At 68.9% G+C, this 17,086-nt stretch carries 14 protein-coding genes; 7 read left to right on the top strand and 7 right to left on the bottom strand.

Annotated elements, in window-relative coordinates; translation table 11 throughout:
* Positions 1-55: 55 nt before the first annotated feature.
* The 3 genes from G5B31_RS16525 to kynU form a co-directional block, all read right to left on the bottom strand.
* Positions 56-1,054 carry a L,D-transpeptidase gene (locus G5B31_RS16525; protein WP_165019312.1) on the bottom strand — a complete coding sequence of 333 codons (999 nt, stop codon included), beginning with the start codon at positions 1,052-1,054 and terminating at the stop codon, positions 56-58.
* Positions 1,055-1,385: 331 nt separating this feature from the next.
* Positions 1,386-2,222: a tryptophan 2,3-dioxygenase gene (gene kynA / locus G5B31_RS16520; RefSeq protein ID WP_165019311.1), complete on the bottom strand. Its 837-nt coding sequence runs from the start codon at positions 2,220-2,222 to the stop codon at positions 1,386-1,388.
* 144 nt (positions 2,223-2,366) lie between these two features.
* On the bottom strand, positions 2,367-3,563 hold the full coding sequence (gene kynU / locus G5B31_RS16515; protein WP_165019310.1) for a kynureninase: 1,197 nt from the start codon (positions 3,561-3,563) through the stop codon (positions 2,367-2,369).
* A 288-nt stretch (positions 3,564-3,851) separates the two neighbouring features.
* Here kynU and G5B31_RS16510 point away from each other — a divergent pair, with 288 nt between their 5' ends.
* The 5 genes from G5B31_RS16510 (at position 3,852) to G5B31_RS16490 (ending at position 11,094) form a co-directional block, all read left to right on the top strand.
* Positions 3,852-5,426 carry a Re/Si-specific NAD(P)(+) transhydrogenase subunit alpha gene (locus G5B31_RS16510; RefSeq protein ID WP_165019309.1) on the top strand — a complete coding sequence of 525 codons (1,575 nt, stop codon included), beginning with the start codon at positions 3,852-3,854 and terminating at the stop codon, positions 5,424-5,426.
* Positions 5,427-5,438: 12 nt separating this feature from the next.
* Positions 5,439-6,872 carry an NAD(P)(+) transhydrogenase (Re/Si-specific) subunit beta gene (locus G5B31_RS16505; protein ID WP_165019308.1) on the top strand — a complete coding sequence of 478 codons (1,434 nt, stop codon included), beginning with the start codon at positions 5,439-5,441 and terminating at the stop codon, positions 6,870-6,872.
* A gap of 167 nt (positions 6,873-7,039) precedes the next feature.
* Positions 7,040-8,317: a DUF3422 family protein gene (locus G5B31_RS16500; protein WP_165019307.1), complete on the top strand. Its 1,278-nt coding sequence runs from the start codon at positions 7,040-7,042 to the stop codon at positions 8,315-8,317.
* 152 nt (positions 8,318-8,469) lie between these two features.
* The gene (locus tag G5B31_RS16495; RefSeq protein WP_165019306.1) at positions 8,470-9,813 is read left to right on the top strand and encodes an FAD-binding oxidoreductase; all 1,344 of its coding nucleotides are present in this window, start codon (positions 8,470-8,472) and stop codon (positions 9,811-9,813) included.
* A 114-nt stretch (positions 9,814-9,927) separates the two neighbouring features.
* Positions 9,928-11,094, top strand: a complete 1,167-nt coding sequence (locus G5B31_RS16490) for a M20 aminoacylase family protein (protein ID WP_165019305.1) — start codon at positions 9,928-9,930, stop codon at positions 11,092-11,094.
* A gap of 271 nt (positions 11,095-11,365) precedes the next feature.
* On the opposite strand, the gene G5B31_RS16485 is transcribed toward G5B31_RS16490, so the two are convergent.
* The 3 genes from G5B31_RS16485 to G5B31_RS16475 form a co-directional block, all read right to left on the bottom strand.
* Positions 11,366-12,160 carry an ATP-binding cassette domain-containing protein gene (locus G5B31_RS16485; RefSeq protein WP_165019304.1) on the bottom strand — a complete coding sequence of 265 codons (795 nt, stop codon included), beginning with the start codon at positions 12,158-12,160 and terminating at the stop codon, positions 11,366-11,368.
* The gene (locus tag G5B31_RS16480) at positions 12,157-13,230 is read right to left on the bottom strand and encodes an ABC transporter permease (RefSeq protein WP_165019303.1); all 1,074 of its coding nucleotides are present in this window, start codon (positions 13,228-13,230) and stop codon (positions 12,157-12,159) included. Before G5B31_RS16480 ends, G5B31_RS16485 begins: the two co-directional genes overlap by 4 nt.
* 131 nt (positions 13,231-13,361) lie before the next feature.
* Positions 13,362-14,378, bottom strand: coding sequence for a sugar ABC transporter substrate-binding protein (locus G5B31_RS16475; RefSeq protein WP_394352138.1), 1,017 nt, complete (start codon positions 14,376-14,378; stop codon positions 13,362-13,364).
* Positions 14,379-14,567: 189 nt separating this feature from the next.
* Between G5B31_RS16475 and G5B31_RS16470 the strand changes: the two genes are divergently transcribed.
* Both G5B31_RS16470 and G5B31_RS16465 read left to right on the top strand, forming a co-directional pair.
* Positions 14,568-14,999 carry an RbsD/FucU family protein gene (locus G5B31_RS16470; protein WP_165019302.1) on the top strand — a complete coding sequence of 144 codons (432 nt, stop codon included), beginning with the start codon at positions 14,568-14,570 and terminating at the stop codon, positions 14,997-14,999.
* Complete coding sequence (locus G5B31_RS16465; RefSeq protein ID WP_165019301.1) at positions 14,996-16,231, top strand: ROK family transcriptional regulator; 1,236 nt, start codon at positions 14,996-14,998, stop codon at positions 16,229-16,231. Before G5B31_RS16470 ends, G5B31_RS16465 begins: the two co-directional genes overlap by 4 nt.
* 255 nt (positions 16,232-16,486) lie before the next feature.
* Here the strand turns inward: G5B31_RS16465 and G5B31_RS16460 are convergent, their stop codons facing one another.
* Positions 16,487-16,789 carry a GIY-YIG nuclease family protein gene (locus G5B31_RS16460; RefSeq protein ID WP_165019300.1) on the bottom strand — a complete coding sequence of 101 codons (303 nt, stop codon included), beginning with the start codon at positions 16,787-16,789 and terminating at the stop codon, positions 16,487-16,489.
* Positions 16,790-17,086 lie beyond the last annotated feature (297 nt).

The following is a 17,086-nucleotide window of genomic DNA, read 5'->3' as shown; positions in this document are numbered from 1 at the left end:
CGCGCGGAAATCACCCCGAAGATCGCGCGATCTTCGGGGCCTTGGAGATGTTCCGTCAGTCCTGCGGGCAGGCGCCGTCGACCATCGGCACCGGGCAGGCCGGGGCGGCGGGTTCGGGCGCGGCCGCCGGGGCCTCCGGCACGGCGGCGGGCGGCGTATCGGCGGCGGGGGCCGGCACCGCCGGCGCAGTCGCCGGGGCCGCGGCGGGCTCCGCCGACGGGGCGGCCGGCGCGGCAGGTCCGCCGACGATGCTGGGGGGCGGCAGCACGGCCAGCGGCGGCGCCACCACCGGCGCGGCGGCCGGGGCCTTCTTCTTCACCGCCGGCGGTTTCGGGATGTTGAGGCCGTTCGGCATCTCGCCCTTCGAGGTCAGCACGATCACCTTCTCGCCGCCCTTCACCCGCTCGAACAGGTCCATCACGTCCTGGTTGATCATGCGGAAGCAGCCGGAGGAGGCGTTGCGGCCGATCGACTTCCACTCCGGGGTGCCGTGGATGCGGTAGCCGTAGTCCACGCCGTTCGAGGTCAGGTAGATCGCCCGCGCGCCCAAGGGGTTGGTCGGGCCGCCGGGTTGGCCGTTCTCCCATTTCGCCAGCTCGGGCTTGCGCGCGATCATCTCCTTCGGCGGGGTCCAGGTCGGCCAGTGCTTCTTGTTGGCGACGATGGCCTCGCCCGACCAGCCGAAGCCCTCGGCCCCGACGGCGATGCCGTAGCGCAGCGCCCTGTTCTTGCCGAGGACGTAGTAGAGCACGCGCTGGCTGGGGTCGATGATGATGGTGCCGGGGGCCTGTTCGGTGGTGTAGGCCACGACCTGGCGGCGGTAGGCCTCGGGGATCTGTTCGACCGGCAGGGCGGGGACGGTGTATTGCCCGTCCGACTTGGCCACGTAGACATTGTCCTCGGGCTTCGGCAGTTCGGGGCCCGCGGCGGCGGGGGTGCCGGCCGGCTGCCCGGTGATCGGGTCGACGCAGCCCGCCAGCAGCAGGGCCGCGGCCAGCGCGAAGGCCGGCGTTCGGAGCAGCGGGGAAAGGGCAAGGCGGCCGGTCAGGATCATGCTTGGGCTCACAGGTTTCCATTCCGGGAACAATGCTCCCGGATTCACGGGGGCGACACTAGCCGAGGCCGGAAGGAGCGTCAAACCGCCGCGGGGCCGGCGGGCGGCGGACCGCCCGCCGATGACGGCTTCGTGAACGGGAAAGGTCTGTCCGCGCTCTTGTCCTGGCGACGGCCACCGCTTTCGTCCCAAAGCATCATTTCCATAGACCAGCCGGGCCCGCCGGGGCGGCGCCGGTCTTCCCGGTCTCGGGTTGACAGGTCTCCGGTCGAACCGCTGGGCGCGGGCGGGGGCGAGGCGGTGCCTCTTCTCCCGCCCGGCTGGAGAGTGCCTACAGCGCCGTCCGCAGCGACCAGAGTTCGGGGAACAGCTGCACCTCCAGCATCCGCTTGAGATAGGCGATGCCCGAGGTGCCCCCCGTCCCGCGCTTGAAGCCGATCACCCGTTCCACCGTGGTGACGTGGTTGAAGCGCCAGCGGCGGAAGTAGTCCTCGAAATCCACCAGCTTCTCAGCCAGTTCATAGGCTTCCCAATGCGCCGAGGGATTGCGGTAGACCTGCGCCCAGACCTCCTGCACGCGCTCGTCGAAGGCCCAGGGCTGGCGCAGGTCGCGGGTCAGCACCGCCTCCGGCACCGCAAAGCCCGTCCGGGACAAGAGCCGCAGCGCCTCGTCGTAAAGCGAGGGCCGCGCCAGTTCCGCCTCCAGCTTCGCCAGCAGGTCGGGCCGGTGGGCATGGGGCTTCAGCATCGCAAGGTTGCGGTTGCCCACGGCATATTCGATCAGCCGGTATTGCCAGGACTGGAAGCCGGAGGACTGGCCCAGGCTTTCGCGGAAGGTGGTGTAGTCGGCGGGCGTCATCGTCCGCAGCACGTCCCAAGCGTTGTTCAACTGCTCGAAGATGCGGGCGATCCGCGCCAGCATCTTGAAGGCCTCGCGGGCGCGGTCCTCGGCCACGCAACGGCGGGCGGCGTCCAGTTCGTGCAGCGCCAGCCGCATCCACAGCTCGGAGGTCTGGTGCTGGATGATGAACAGCATCTCGTCATGCGCGGTGCTGAGCGGCTTCTGTGCGGTCAGGATCTGGTCGATGGCGAGATAGTCGCCATAGGACATCCGCCCGTCGAAGGACATCTGGGCGCCGTCTGAGGCGGGGTCGGGTAGTTTGGTCATGTCTCTTTCTCCTGTGAATCTAAAGGCTTCAAGGGGAAAGTTCAGCCCTCCGGTTCAGCACCGACAGATTGCCCAGCCGCCGCCAGATGGCGACCCAGCCCGCAGGGCGGCAGACCGGCGGCAGGCTGGGCGGCAGGGCGGCCATCAGGTCACCCGGGCCCGGGCCTTGAACTCCGGCCGGTCCCAGCCGCGGGTCGCCATGATCCGCGACAGGATCTCCACCGCCCGGTCGACCTCGGCCGCGCCGATATACAAGGGAGTGAAGCCGAAGCGCAGGATGTCGGGGGCGCGGAAGTCGCCGATCACGCCCTCATGGATCAGCGCCTGCATGATGGCATAGCCCTCGGCGTGACGGAACGACACCTGGCTTCCGCGCATGGCGTGGTCGCGGGGCGTGGCCAGCACCAGGTCGGGGCAGGCGTCCTCCACCCCGGCGATGAAGCGGTCCTGCAAGGCCAGCGAAGCGGCGCGCAGGTCCTCCATCTCCACGCCGTCCCAGATGTCCAGCGCGGCATCCAGCGCCGCCAGCTGCAGGATCGGCGGGGTGCCGACGCGCATCCGTTCGACGCCATGGCCGGGGCGGTAGTCGAGATCGAAGGCGAAGGGCGCTTCATGCCCCAGCCAGCCCGAAAGGGCCGGGCGCGCGACCGCCTGATGGCGCGGCGCGACATAGATGAAGGCCGGGCCGCCGGGGCCGGAGTTCAGATACTTGTAGCTGCAGCCCACGGCGAAATCGGCGCCGTCGCGGGCCAGATGCACCGGGATCGCCCCGGCCGAATGGGCGAGGTCCCAGACCACCAGCGCGCCGGCCGCATGGGCCTTGGCGATCAGCTTCGCCATGTCGTGCTTGCGCCCGGTGCGGTAGTCGACCTCGGTCAGCATCAGCACCGCCACGTCGGGGCCGATCGCGGCCTCCACCTCTTCCGGGGCGACGGTGCGCAGGGCGTAGCCCTCGCCGAGGGTCCGCACCAGCCCGTCGGCCATGTAGAGGTCGGAGGGGAAGTTGCCGGTGTCGGACAGGATCACCTTCCGCGAGGGGTTCATCTCCAGCGCCGAGGCCAGCGCCTGGTAGACCTTGATCGACAGGGTGTCGCCCATGACGACCGAGCCGGGCTCCGCTCCCACCAGCCGGGCGATCCGGTCGCCCACCCGCGCCGGCATCTCCATCCAGCCGGCCGCGTTCCAGCCGCGGATCAGGAGCTTGCCCCATTCCTCGGTCACCGCATGGGCCACCCGCGCGGCGGCGGCCCTGGGCATCGGCCCCAGCGAGTTGCCGTCGAGGTAGATCACCCCCTCGGGCAGGTCGAATATCGCCCGGGTCGCGGCAAAATCGGTGGTCATCGGCATCCTCTCCCGCGGGGCGGCCGCCCCGTTCCTCTTGCCCCAGCCATAGGGCTTCCGGCGAGAAATTTCAAGCTTGAAATGTCTTGCCGCCTGCGGCGTCGCGGACGGGCCGCCGGGATTGACGCCGCCGGCCGGGCCGGGAAGAGTGGCGCGGCCCCAAGAAGCGGGGCCGCAGGGCCCGGAGGAAACGCCGCGGGGCAGCATTCAACGGTTGAAATCATGGTCCCCGATGCTACAGCAGCGACGGGACAGGCGGGAAAACCGCCACGGAAGGGGGAGAGATCGGTGAAGATCGGCGCTTTGGCTGAGATTTTCGAGGGCGAGAACCGGGTGGCGATGACCCCCGATTCGGCGCTGCAGCTGCAAAAGCTGGGGCATGCGTGCTGCATCCAGGCGGGCGCGGGGACGAAGGCGGGCTTCACCGATGACGCCTATGCCGCGGCGGGCGTCGAGGTGCTGAAGACGGCGAAGGCCGTGGTCGATGCCGCCGACGTGCTGGTCAAGGTGCGCGGGCCGGAGGAGAAGGAGGCCAAGCTTCTCCGTGCGGGCCAGACGCTGATCTCCTTCTTCTGGCCGGCGCAGAACGAGGCGCTGCTGAAGCTGGTGGCCGAGCGCGGCGCGACCGTGGTCGCCATGGACATGGTGCCCCGCATCTCGCGCGCCCAGAAGATGGACGCGCTGTCCTCGATGGCGAACATCGCCGGCTACCGCGCGGTGATCGAGGCCGGCAACAACTTCGGCCGCTTCTTCACCGGCCAGGTGACGGCGGCGGGCAAGGTGCCCCCGGCGAAGGTTCTGGTGGTCGGTGCGGGCGTGGCGGGGCTGGCGGCCATCGGCACTTCGACCAGCCTCGGCGCGATCACGCTGGCCTTCGACGTGCGCCCCGAGGTCGCCGAGCAGATCGAGTCGATGGGGGCGGAGTTCGTCTATCTCGATTTCTCCGAACAGGCGCAGGACGGCGCCGCGACCGGCGGCTATGCGGCGCCCTCGTCCCCGGAGTTCCGCGAGGCGCAGCTGAAGAAGTTCCGCGAGCTGGCACCGGAGGTGGACATCGTCATCACCACCGCCCTGATCCCCGGCCGCCCGGCGCCGAAGCTCTGGACCGCGGACATGGTGGCGATGATGAAGCGCGGCAGCGTCATCGTCGACCTTGCGGCCGAGCGCGGCGGCAACTGCGACCTGACGGTGCCGGACCAGAAGATCGTCACCGACAACGGCGTGACCATCGTCGGCTACACCGACTTCCCCAGCCGGATGGCGACGCAGGCTTCCACGCTTTATGCCACCAACATCAGGCACATGCTGACCGATCTTACGCCGAAGAAGGACGGCGTGATCGACCACAACATGGAAGACGACGTGATCCGCGGCGCCACCGTGGCCCATGCCGGCGCGGTGACCTATCCGCCGCCGCCGCCCAAGGTGCAGGCCATCGCGGCGCAGAAGCCGAAGGAAAAGCCCAAGGAACTGACGCCCGAGGAACGCCGGGCGCAGGAAGTCGCCGCCTTCAAGGCGCAGACCCGCAGCCAGGTCGGCCTGCTGGCCATCGGCGGCGGGCTGCTGCTCTTGGCCGGGCTTTACGCCCCGGCCAGCTTCATGTCGCACTTCATCGTCTTCGTGCTGGCCTGCTATGTCGGCTTCCAGGTGATCTGGAACGTCTCGCATTCGCTGCACACGCCGCTGATGGCGGTGACCAACGCGATCTCTTCGATCATCATCCTCGGCGCGCTCTTGCAGATCGGATCGGGGAACATCCTGGTCATCATCCTCGGCGCGCTGTCGGTGCTGATGGCGGGGGTCAACATTTTCGGCGGCTTCATGGTCACGCGGCGGATGCTGGCCATGTTCCAGAAGTCGTAAGGGGCAGGGCAGATGGAAATCGGATTCACCACCGCGGCCTATGTCGTCGCCGCCGTCCTCTTCATCCAGTCGCTGGGCGGTCTGTCGGGGCAGGAAAGCGCCAAGCGCGCGGTCTGGTATGGCATCGTGGGCATGGCGCTGGCGGTGCTGGCCACGCTGATCGGCCCGGGCGCGGGCAACTGGTATGTCACCCTGGCCATGCTGGTCATCGGCGGTTCCGCCGGATGGTATGTCGCGCAGCGCGTCCAGATGACCGAGATGCCGCAGCTTGTCGCCGCCATGCACAGCCTGGTCGGCCTCGCTGCGGTCTTCATCGGCTACAACGCCCATATCGAGGCCGCCGACGTGGCGGGGCTGGATGCCGCGGGCCGGGCCGGGCTGACCGGCTTCGCCGCCCTTCTGGCGCACAAGACCCCGGTGGAACTGTCGATCCTGCGGGTGGAACTGTTCCTCGGCGTCTTCATCGGCGCGGTCACCTTCACCGGCTCGGTCATCGCCTATGGCAAGCTGGCCGGGAAGGTGGATGGCAAGGCGAAGAAGCTGCCGGGCGGGCATGTGCTGAATGCCGGCGCGGCCCTTGGCTCCTTGCTGCTGCTGCTGGTCTACCTGAACTCCGGCTCGGTGCTGGCGCTGATCGGGATGACGCTGCTGGCCTTCTTCATCGGCTACCACCTGATCATGGGCATCGGCGGCGCCGACATGCCGGTAGTGGTGTCGATGCTGAACAGCTATTCCGGCTGGGCGGCGGCGGCGATCGGCTTCTCGCTGTCGAACGATCTGCTGATCGTGGTCGGCGCGCTGGTTGGCTCCTCCGGTGCGATCCTGTCCTACATCATGTGCAAGGCGATGAACCGTTCGTTCATCTCGGTGATCCTCGGCGGCTTCGGCGGCACCTCGGGCCCGGCCATGGAAGTCACCGGCGAGCAGATCGCCATCGACGCCGAGGGCGTGGCGGCGGCGCTGAACGATGCGGATTCCGTGATCATCATCCCCGGCTACGGCATGGCGGTGGCGCAGGCGCAGCAGTCGGTTTCCGAACTGACCCGCAAGCTGCGCGCCAAGGGGAAGAACGTCCGCTTCGCCATCCATCCGGTGGCGGGGCGACTGCCCGGCCACATGAACGTGCTGCTGGCCGAGGCGAAGGTGCCTTACGACATCGTGCTGGAGATGGACGAGATCAACGAGGACTTCCCGGAAACCGATGTCGCCATCGTCATCGGCTCGAACGACATCGTCAACCCGGCGGCGCAGGAGGACCCGAACTCCCCCATCGCCGGGATGCCGGTGCTGGAGTGCTGGAAGGCCAAGCAGGTCTTCGTGTCGAAGCGCGGGCAGGGCACGGGATATTCCGGCATCGAGAACCCGCTGTTCTACAAGGACAACACCCGGATGTTCTACGGCGACGCCAAGAAATCGCTGGACGCGCTGCTGCCGATGATCGACTAGGACCGATCTTGCGCCCAAAAATCGTGCAAGGGCCCCGGCATCGCGCCGGGGCCTTTTGCATTCGCGCAACACCCCCGCCGCATACCCCGGTATCCCGCGAAACTTCTGGCATCCGCCGCCGTGCCGCCGTCCATCTGGCCGAAACAGACCCCACCGGACCGCCGAAGATGCCTGCCGACCATCCCCTGCGCTATGCCACCGTCAACGAACTGCACGCCCGCCCCTTCCCGGCGCTGGAGCTGCCCTGCACCGCCGTCTTCCTGGCGATCAAGCCGCCGGTGGACGCCGCCAACCGCGACCGGGCGCGCGACCGCGCCCACCTGCTGGCGCTGATCGACCGCCACGGCGGCGCCCATCCGCAGCCAGAGGCCACCCATTACTCCGGTCCCATCGGCCGGGCCGAGCTGAAATGGGAGAGCCACACCGAATTCGTGACCTATTCGGCCTTCTGCCCCGGCCTCTCGCCCCGCCCCTTCGACCCGGCGGAGGCCGAGGTCTTCCCGCCCGACTGGGTCGAGGCCGCGCCGGGCGACCGCCTGGTCTCGGCACTGATCCGCGTCGCGCCGATGCCGGCGGACGAGGACGACATCCTGCGCGCCTGCGCCGACTGGTTCGTGCCCGAAAGCATGGTGCTGTCTCGCGTGGTCGACGACGCGGCGGTGATCGCCGGCGATTTCCGCATCGACCCGGCCGGCCACATGCGCTTTGCCGTCTTCGTCCGGCCCGGCGGCTCGCCCCGCAGGGTGGGCCGCATCGTCCAGCGGCTCTGCGAGATCGAAACCTATCGCGCCATGTCGATGCTGGGGCTGATGCGCGCGCGCCAGCTGACGCAATGGCTGAACGCGCTCGACCCGAAGATGGAGGCGCTGGTCGCGGGGCTGGACAGCGGCGCCCGGCCCTCTGAAGAGGTGCTGCACGAGCTTCTCTCCATCGCGGCGGAGCTGGAGGGCCTGGCGGTCCGCTTCTCGTTCCGCTTCGGCGCGACGGCGGCCTATGAGGCGATCCTGAACCAGCGTATCCAGGTCCTGCGCGAGGACCGGCTCGGCGGTCGCCAGACCCTGGCCGAATTCATGATGCGCCGCTACGACCCCGCCATGCGCACGGTGAAATCCGCCGAGAAGCGCCTGCGCGAGATGTCCGAACGCGCCATCCGCGCGGCCGAGCTGCTGCGGACGCGGGTGGATGTCGAGCGCTCGGGCCAGAACCAGCGGCTGCTGGAGAGCATGGACCGCCGCGCCGACCTGGCGCTGCGGTTGCAGCACACGGTCGAGGGGCTGTCGGTGGTGGCGATCAGCTATTATGCCGTCAGCTTGGCCGCCTATCTGGCCTATCCTTTCGCCGCGGCGATGGGCTGGACCAAGGAGATGCTGACCGCCGCCCTTGTGCTGCCGGTGATCGGGCTGGTCTGGCTGATGGTCCGCCGGATCAGGAAGGCGATGCATTAGGGGTTTCGTCCGGGAATCGGCACCCTTGACCGCAGGCCAGATATTGACAGTCCGCACCGGCGCGCAGAGGCTGGCCGCAAGATATGGGGAAGGGACATGGAAATCCTGATACTGCGTCAGCTGCGGGCCTGCGGGGCCCCGGAGGCCCGGCGATGACCTTCCCGATCCACGACGGCACCCCCGTCCGCTTCTCCGCCCCGCTGCCGCCCCGTGCCGATGTGGTGATCGTCGGCGGCGGCGTGATCGGGGTGATGACGGCCTGGTTCCTGCGCCAGAAGGGCCTGTCGGTCTTCCTCTGCGAGAAGGGCCGGATCGCCGGCGAACAGTCCAGCCGCAACTGGGGCTGGGTGCGCCAGCAGGGCAGGGACCCGGGCGAGCTGCCGATCATGGTGGAAAGCCTGTCGATCTGGAAGCGCCTCGCCGCCGAGCTGGGCGAGGGGCTGGGGTTCCGGCAGACCGGGGTGATGTATCTGGCGAAGACCGACCGCGAGATCGCCGGTTTCGAGGCCTGGACCGAGCATTCCCGGGCGCATCAGCTGGACACGCGCCTGCTGACCGCGGCCGAGGCCGCGGCGATGCTGAACGGCGCCGCGGCGGCGTGGAAGGGCGCGCTCTGGACCGCCTCGGACGCGCGGGCGGAGCCCTGGGTGGCGGTGCCGATGCTGGCCGCCGCTGCCGAGGACCGCGGGGTGATGATCCGCGAAGCCTGCGCCGTCCGCGCGCTGGACATCGCGGGCGGCAGGGTTGCGGGCGTCGTCACCGAGGCGGGCCGGGTGGCGTGCGACCATGTGGTGGTCGCCGCCGGGGCCTGGTCGCGGCTGTTCCTGCGCCGCCATGGGGTGAGGATTCCGCAGTTGTCGGTGCTGGCCTCGGTCGGCGCCACCGGGCCGATGCCGGAGGTCTTCCCCGGCGCTGCGGCCGACGACGACTTCGCCTTCCGCCGCCGCGCCGATGGCGGTTACACGCTGGCCCCCGGCGGCTCGGCGCATGACTTCTTCATCGGCCGGGATGCCTTCGCCTCGTTCTTCTCCTACCTGCCGGTGCTGCGGAACGATTTCCGCGCCACCACCTTCCGCCTTGCCGCGCCCAAGGGCTTCCCCGACGCCTGGGGCACGCCGCGGACCTGGGCGGAGGACGCGGCCTCGCCCTTCGAGGCGATGCGTATTCTGAACCCGGCGCCGAACCTGAAGACGCTTGGCAAGGTGCAGGACGCCTTCGCCGCCGCCTTCCCGGCGCTCGGCCGGCCGCGGCTGGCCTCGGCCTGGGCGGGGATGATCGACACGATGCCGGACGTGGTGCCGGTGGTGGACCATGCACTGGTTCCCGGCCTGACCATCGCCACCGGGATGAGCGGCCACGGCTTCGGCATCGGCCCCGGCATGGGCCGGGTGGTCGCCGACCTGGTGGCGGGCGGCGCGGTGGGTCACGACCTGAGCCGCTTCCGGCTGTCGCGCTTTTCCGACGGCACGAAGATCAGGCCGGGGCCGAGCCTGTAGGGTCCTCCTCCTGCGCCTTCGGCTTGTCGTCGGCAGGCGACGAGGGACGAAGTCCCCGAGGAGCCCTTGCCCTCCGCCCCGCGCCGGTCCAGGCTCCGCGCAAAGGAGCCTGCCATGCCTGTCAAGAACCGTTTCGCCGAACTCCTGCCCGAGATCACCGCCTGGCGGCATGATTTCCACCGCCACCCCGAGCTGTTGTTCGAGGTCCACCGCACCGCCGCCCGGGTGGCCGAGCTGTGCCGCGGCTTCGGCTGCGACGAGGTGGTGGAGGGCATCGGCAAGACCGGTGTGGTGGCGGTGATCCGGGGTCGCACCGACAGCCGGGGCCGCAGCATCGGCCTGCGCGCCGACATGGACGCGCTGCCGATCCATGAGCGGAGCGGCGCGCCCTATGCCTCGGAAACGCCGGGGCGGATGCACGCCTGCGGCCATGACGGCCACACCGCCATGCTGCTCGGCGCGGCGAAATACCTGGCCGAGACCCGCAACTTCGACGGCACCGTGGTCTGCATCTTCCAGCCGGCCGAGGAAGGCGGCGGCGGCGGGTTGAAGATGGTGGAAGATGGCCTGATAACCCGTTGGAAAATAGATGAAGTCTACGGGATGCACAACATGCCCGGCATCCCGGTCGGCCAGTTCGCCATCCGCCCCGGCGCGATGATGGCCGCCGCCGACCAGTTCGAGATCGTGGTCACCGGCAAGGGCGGCCATGCCGCCAAGCCGCACGACTGCATCGACACCACCGTGGTCGCCGCCCATATCGTGGTGGCGATCCAGACCATCGCCAGCCGCAACGTCGATCCGCTGAAACAGGCCGTGGTCTCGGTCTGCACGGTCGAGACCGACAGCCCGGCCCACAACGTGCTGCCGCAGGTGGTGCAGATGAAGGGCACCGTCCGCACCCTGGACCCCGAGGTGCAGGACCTGGTGGAGAAGCGGCTGGCCGAGGTGGTGGAGGGCACCGCGCTGGCGCTCGGCGCCCGGGCGGAGCTGCACTATCACCGCGGCTATCCGGTCACCGTCAACGCCGCCGAGAACACCGGCTTCGCGGCCGAGGTCGCCCGCGCCGTCTCGGGCCGGGTCGACATGGATGTGGCGCCGCTGATGGCGGCGGAGGATTTCTCCTACATGCTGAACGAAAGGCCGGGGGCCTATATCTTCCTCGGCAACGGCGACACCGCCATGGTCCACCATCCGGCCTATGATTTCGACGACAGCGCCATCCCCTTCGGCGCCAGCTGGTATGCCGGCATGGCCGAGGCGCGGCTGCCGGTGGGGTGAGCGGCGGAAGAGGCGGAGCGCCGATCTTCTGCGGCCTGTTCGGCGAAGGCGCGCGCCTTCGCCGCAGGGCAACGGTTACCCTTGTCCCGGCCGGGACCACAAGTCCCGGCCAGCGCCCGCCCTCGGCGGGCGCTTCTCGCCCGCCGGGTTCGGGCGCTGGCCTCTCGGGGTTATGTGCTGCCACCGCCTCCGGGTGCAACCGCCGCGGGCGGGCGGGGGCGAGGCAATGCCTCGCCTCATCCCGCCCGGCCAAGCCGTTGGCCTTCCCGTCTCAGGCGGCTTCCTCCACCCCTTCCGGCAGCTTGGCGCCGGTCATGAAGGCCACCGCGTCGGACATCGAATGGTCCTTCGGGTCGATCACGCAGAGCCGGCTGCCGAGGCGGTGGATGTGGATGCGGTCGGCCACCTCGAACACATGCGGCATGTTGTGGCTGATCAGGATGATCGGAATCCCGCGCGCGCGCACGTCGCGGATCAGCTCCAGCACCCGGCGGCTTTCCTTGACGCCGAGCGCCGCGGTCGGTTCGTCCAGGATCACCACCTTCGAGCCGAAGGCCGCCGCCCGGGCCACCGCCACCCCCTGGCGCTGGCCGCCGGAAAGCGTCTCCACCGCCTGGTTGATGTTCTGGATCGTCATCAGCCCCAGCTCGTTCAGCTTCTCGCGGGCGAATTTCTCCATCGCCGGGCGGTCGAGCTGGCGGAACAGCTGGCCCATGATCCCGGGTTTGCGCAACTCGCGGCCCATGAACATGTTGTCGGCGATGGAGAGGGCAGGGGACATCGCCAGCGTCTGGTAGACGCATTCGATGCCCGACCCCCGCGCGTCCAGCGGGCTGGCGAACTTCACCGGCCTGCCTTCCAGCATGATCTCGCCCTCGTCCGGTTGAACCGCGCCGGACAGCGCCTTGATCAGGCTGGACTTGCCGGCGCCGTTGTCGCCGATGACGGCGAGGATCTCGCCCGGCATCAGGTCGAAGTCGCAGTTGTTCAGCGCGGTGACCTTGCCGTAGCGCTTCACCAGGCCGCGCGCCTTGAGGATGGGTTCCCCCGACACTTGAACAGTCATGCCGCTGCCTTTCTGATCCACTGGTCCACCGCCACGGCGATGATGATGAGCAGGCCGATGAGGAAGAAGGTCCATTGCGGGTCGGTGCCGACCATCTTCAGCCCCATCTCGAACACGCCGACGATCAGCGCGCCGAAGAACATGCCGACGATGGAGCCGCGGCCGCCGAAGAGCGAGATCCCCCCGATCACCACCGCAGTGATCGACTGGATGTTGCCCATCACCCCGGTGGAGGCGGAAGGCGAGACCGAGCCGAAGCGGCCGATCATCACCCAGCCGGCGACGGCGCAGAAGAGGCCCGCCAGCGCATAGACCTGGATCAGCACCCGCTTGGTCTGCACCCCCGCCAGCTCCGCCGCGTCGGGGTCGTCGCCGACGGCATAGACATGGCGGCCCCAGGCGGTGTGGCGCAGGACATAGGCCATCACCGCCACCAGCGCGACCAGCAGGAAGACGGCATAAAGCACCTTCACCCCGCCCGGCTGGATCGAGGAGCCCCAGAACTGCAGCGACGCGGCACTGGCGGCGATGTCGGACGACCGGATCGTCTCGTTGGCGGAATAGATGTAGTTGGCCGCCAGCAGGATCTGCCAGGTGCCGAGGGTGACGATGAAGGGCGGCAGCTTGACCTTCGCCACCAGCCAGCCGTTGGCGAAGCCCATGGCGGTGCCCGCCGCCAGCCCGATCAGGATCGAGGCCGGGGCCGGTATGCCGTAGCGGAAGGTGAACTGCCCCATGATCACCGAGGAGAACACCGCGATGGCGCCCACGGAAAGGTCGATGCCGGCGGTCAGCACCACCAGCGACTGCGCGCAGCCCAGGATGCCGACGATGGCGATCTGCTGCAGGATGGTCGACAGCGTGGCGGGCTTGAAGAAGTTCGGCGACAGGAAGCCGAACACCACCAGCGCCACCACCAGCACGATCATCGGCACTGCCGATGGCGTCTGGTGCAGCCAGGTCTGCAACCGTTTCAGCGCCGTCTTGTCCTCGTGGAATTCCGCGACCCGGGTCGAGGCGCCTTTCAGGCCCTCCTCGTAACTGGTTGCGGCCTTGGCGTCAGATGACATGGGGTCCCCTCCCTCGCGCGTCCGGGACTGGCCGGACGGGTGCCGGTCGTGACAGGGGCGGCGCCAAGGCCGCCCCCGCCGGGTCAACTGTGTGCCGGTTCCGGGAACCGATCAACCTTTCCGTGCAGGGCTCAGCCCCAGCACAGCTCCAGCCCCTTGGCGCTGTCGATCGATTCCACGCCCTCCACCGGCTTGTCGGTGATCAGCGTCACCCCGGTGTCGAAGAAGTCCTTGCCCTCGGTCGGGACGGGCTTGCTGCCGTCCTTGGCGAAGGCGGCGATGGCCTCGATCCCCAGCGAGGCCATCTGCAGCGGGTATTGCTGCGAGGTGGCGCCGATCACGCCGTCCTTGACGTTGGTGACGCCCGGGCAGCCGCCGTCGACCGAGACGATCAGCACTTCGCCCTCGCGGCCCACGGCCTTCAGCGCCTCGTAGGCGCCGGCGGCGGCGGGTTCGTTGATGGTATAGACCACGTTGATCTCGGGGTCCTTGGCCAAGAGCGATTCCATCGCCTTCAGCCCGCCTTCCTCGTTCCCGGCGGTCACGTCATGGCCGACGATGCGGGGATCGGTCTCGTCGCCCCATTTCGCCGGGTCGGCCAGGTCGATGCCGAACCCTTGCAGGAAGCCCTGGTCGCGCAGCACGTCCACCGAGGGCTGCGCGATGGCAAGGTCGAGCAGCGCGATCCTGGCATTCGCCGCCTCGGCCCCCAGCGTCGCCGCTGCCCATTTGCCGATCAGCTCGCCGGCCAGGAAGTTGTCGGTGGCGAAGGTGGCGTCGGCGGCGTCGATCGGGTCCAGCGGCGTGTCCAGCGCGATCACCAGCAGGCCCGCATCCCGCGCGGCCTTGACCGAATCGACGATGGCCTTGGTGTCCGAGGCGGTGATCAGGATGCCCTTGGCGCCGTCGGCGATGCAGGCTTCGATGGCCGAGACCTGGGCCTCGTGGTCGCCGTCGATCTTGCCGGCATAGGATTTCAGCGTGATGCCCAGTTCGGCCGCCTTGGCCTCGGCGCCTTCCTTCATCTTGACGAAGAAGGGGTTGGTGTCGGTCTTGGTGATCAGGCAGGCGCCGGTCTCGGCGCTGGCGCCGGTCGCCGCCAGCGCAAGCGCGGCCGAGCCCAGAAGGGCCTTCATCGAAATGGTCATGGCAGTCCTCCAGTTGGAAGCGGCAGCTCCCCGCCGCGGTCGCGCAGCCGTTCCTCCCGCTGCGATGGGGCAAGGAAAACCGATTCGGCGCTTTGCGTCAATATAAATAAATCAGATTGATTTAGTATTGACAGAATGCTGGCTTCGGCCCAACCCTTGGGGCTCTGGCAGAGGGCGGGGGAGACAAGGATGCTGATCGGGATACCGCCGGTTCTGGGGCCTGACCTGCTGGCCACCCTGCGCGCCATGGGCCATGGCGACGAGATCGCGCTGGTCGACGGCAACTACCCGGCGCAGGAGCACGCCCGCCGGCTGGTCCGCGCCGATGGCCACGGCCTGCCGGTGCTGCTGGAGGCGGTGCTGCAGCTCTTGCCGCTGGATGCCGACGCCCCCGCCATCCTCCGCGCCGGCCTGGACAACGACCCCGCGCTTGCCGGCCCGATCCACCGGCGGATCGATGAAATCTGCGCCCGGCTCCGTCCCGGCCTTGCCGTGCAGGCGCTGGCCGGAGCGGCGCTCTATCCCCGCATCCGCGCCGCCCATACCATCGTTGCCACCGGCGAGACGGCGCTTTACGCCAATGTCATCCTGCGCAAGGGCGTGATCGGAGAGGCGCAATGACGACAGAGACCACCGCGGCCGAGCGGCTGGCGCCCGAGCGGCCCGGCGAGGACCCGCAGTTCCGCGGAACCAACCAGTCCGGGATGCGGGCGCAGAACGAAAGGCTGGTGCTGACGCTGCTGCGCCAGCTGGGCGCGCTGGCGAAATCCGACATCGCCCGGATGACCGGGCTGTCGGCGCAGACCGTCTCGGTGATCATGCGGCGGCTGGAGGGCGACGGCCTGTTGCAGCGCGGGGAGCCGCAGCGGGGCCAGATCGGCCAGCCCTCGATCCCGATGTCGCTGGCCGCCGGCGGGGCCTATTTCTTCGGGCTGAAGATCGGGCGGCGGTCGGCCGACCTGGTGCTGATCGACTTCCTCGGCCAGGTCGTCGGGATGCGGCGGCGCATCCACCGCTATCCCACCCCAGACGGCGCCGTCGCCTTCGTCCGCGAGGCGCTGCCCGAGCTGGCCGCCACCCTGCCCGCCGACGGCCGCGCCCGCATCGGCGGCCTCGGCGTCGCCATGCCGTTCCAGCTGTGGAACTGGGTCCATGCCCTCGGCGCGCCGCAGCAGGAGATGGACAGCTGGCGCCACCGCGACATCCAGGCCGAACTGGCGGCGCTGACCGGGATGCCGGTGGTGATCCGCAACGATGCCACCGCCGCCTGCGCAGCCGAACTGGTGCTGGGGCGGGGCGAGCGGCCGCGGGATTTCCTGTATTTCTACTGCGGCACCTTCATCGGCGGCGGGCTGGTGCTGAACGGCCAGCTCTTCACCGGCCGCACCGGCAATGCCGCCGGCGTCGGCCCGATGCCGGTCCCGGGCGGCGACGGCCGCATGGGCCGGCTGTTCGATGCCGCCTCGATGACGGTGCTGGCCGATGCGATGGAGGCCGCCGGCGAAAGCCCGGACCACCTCTGGGAGCAGCACGAGGAATGGCGCGTCGGCCCGGCGCTGCTGGAGCGCTGGCTTGACACCGCCGCCGAGGGGCTGGCCTGGGCCACCCTCTCGGCCGCCGCGCTGACCGAGATCGAGGCGGTGCTGATCGACGGCTGGATGCCGGTCTCGGTGCGCGCCGAACTGACCGCCCGCACCGGCGCCGCCCTGCACCGGCTGGACCTCTCCGGCATCGACCCGCCGGCGATCCGCGAGGGCACGGTCGGCGCGGATGCCCGGGTGCTGGGGGCGGCGACCACGCCGCTGTCGCAGCGGTATCTCATCGACCAGAACGCCCCGGCGCAGGCGGGGTGAGGGACGGGAGGAAAAGACAAAGGGCCGGTCTTGCGACCCGGCCCTTTTTGTCATTTGGCTCCGGCGGTAGGCGGCTAGGGGTCGAAGTGTCCTGCGGCCAGCTCGGATTTACCTTGGAGTATCAAGAGTTTGCTGGGATGCGTGGTGAGCGGTCTAGTTGCGGTGTGTGTCTGGTGGGTTGCGATTGTGTGCCTACACTGCGGTAACTGTGAGGGTGCCGCAAGTGCCTTGAGGGAGCATCTACCATCCCCGCGCTCATCTACGGCTCCGAGGACGGTGAGACCGGTTGTAGCCGACGAGAGGGTCGTTGGAGTTGAGAGCGCGGATGAACTCCCCCTCTCGCCGCGATACTTCCGCCTTGTCTTGGCTCTCGAACAGGATTTCCTTGCGCAGCGTGAAGTCACGAAGCTCTTCGCTTGAGAAGTCAGCCTCTACTACCGCGTTATTCCAGGAACCGAAGTAGCGCATCGAGTGGCCGGGTTCGCCGATGTCCTTCCCGACGTAGATCTTCCCGTTGGGGAAGGTGATCTTGTAGATGACGTAACCTAGCTTCCGCACCGTGTCTTCCGTTCCATAGCGGCTCGGCGGTTGGCTCCACCTGCTGGCAGGGATGTGGCACGTTGCTGGGTGCTGCTTTCCAAGTCAACTAGCGGGCTGGCTGGTGGTGTTGAGGGCCACCATTAGAAGAGCGGGATGAACGCCGAAGCCCCTAGCGAGAGCAGCGGCTTGCTTATGCAAGCCTTGGTGGGTGCAGATGCATACCCCGCTCGCCTCCAAAAGCAGCGATAAACCCATGACCAACAAGAAGAAACTGGGCTTTCCTCGCCCAGCGCCACGCACGGTGCAGATTCATCG

The organism is Rhodobacter sp. SGA-6-6 (genome assembly GCF_011043545.1).
In the GTDB taxonomy this organism is placed as follows: domain Bacteria; phylum Pseudomonadota; class Alphaproteobacteria; order Rhodobacterales; family Rhodobacteraceae; genus Pseudogemmobacter.
Note: the sequence above shows the minus strand (reverse complement) of the source record. Positions and strands in the feature narration are given on the sequence as shown.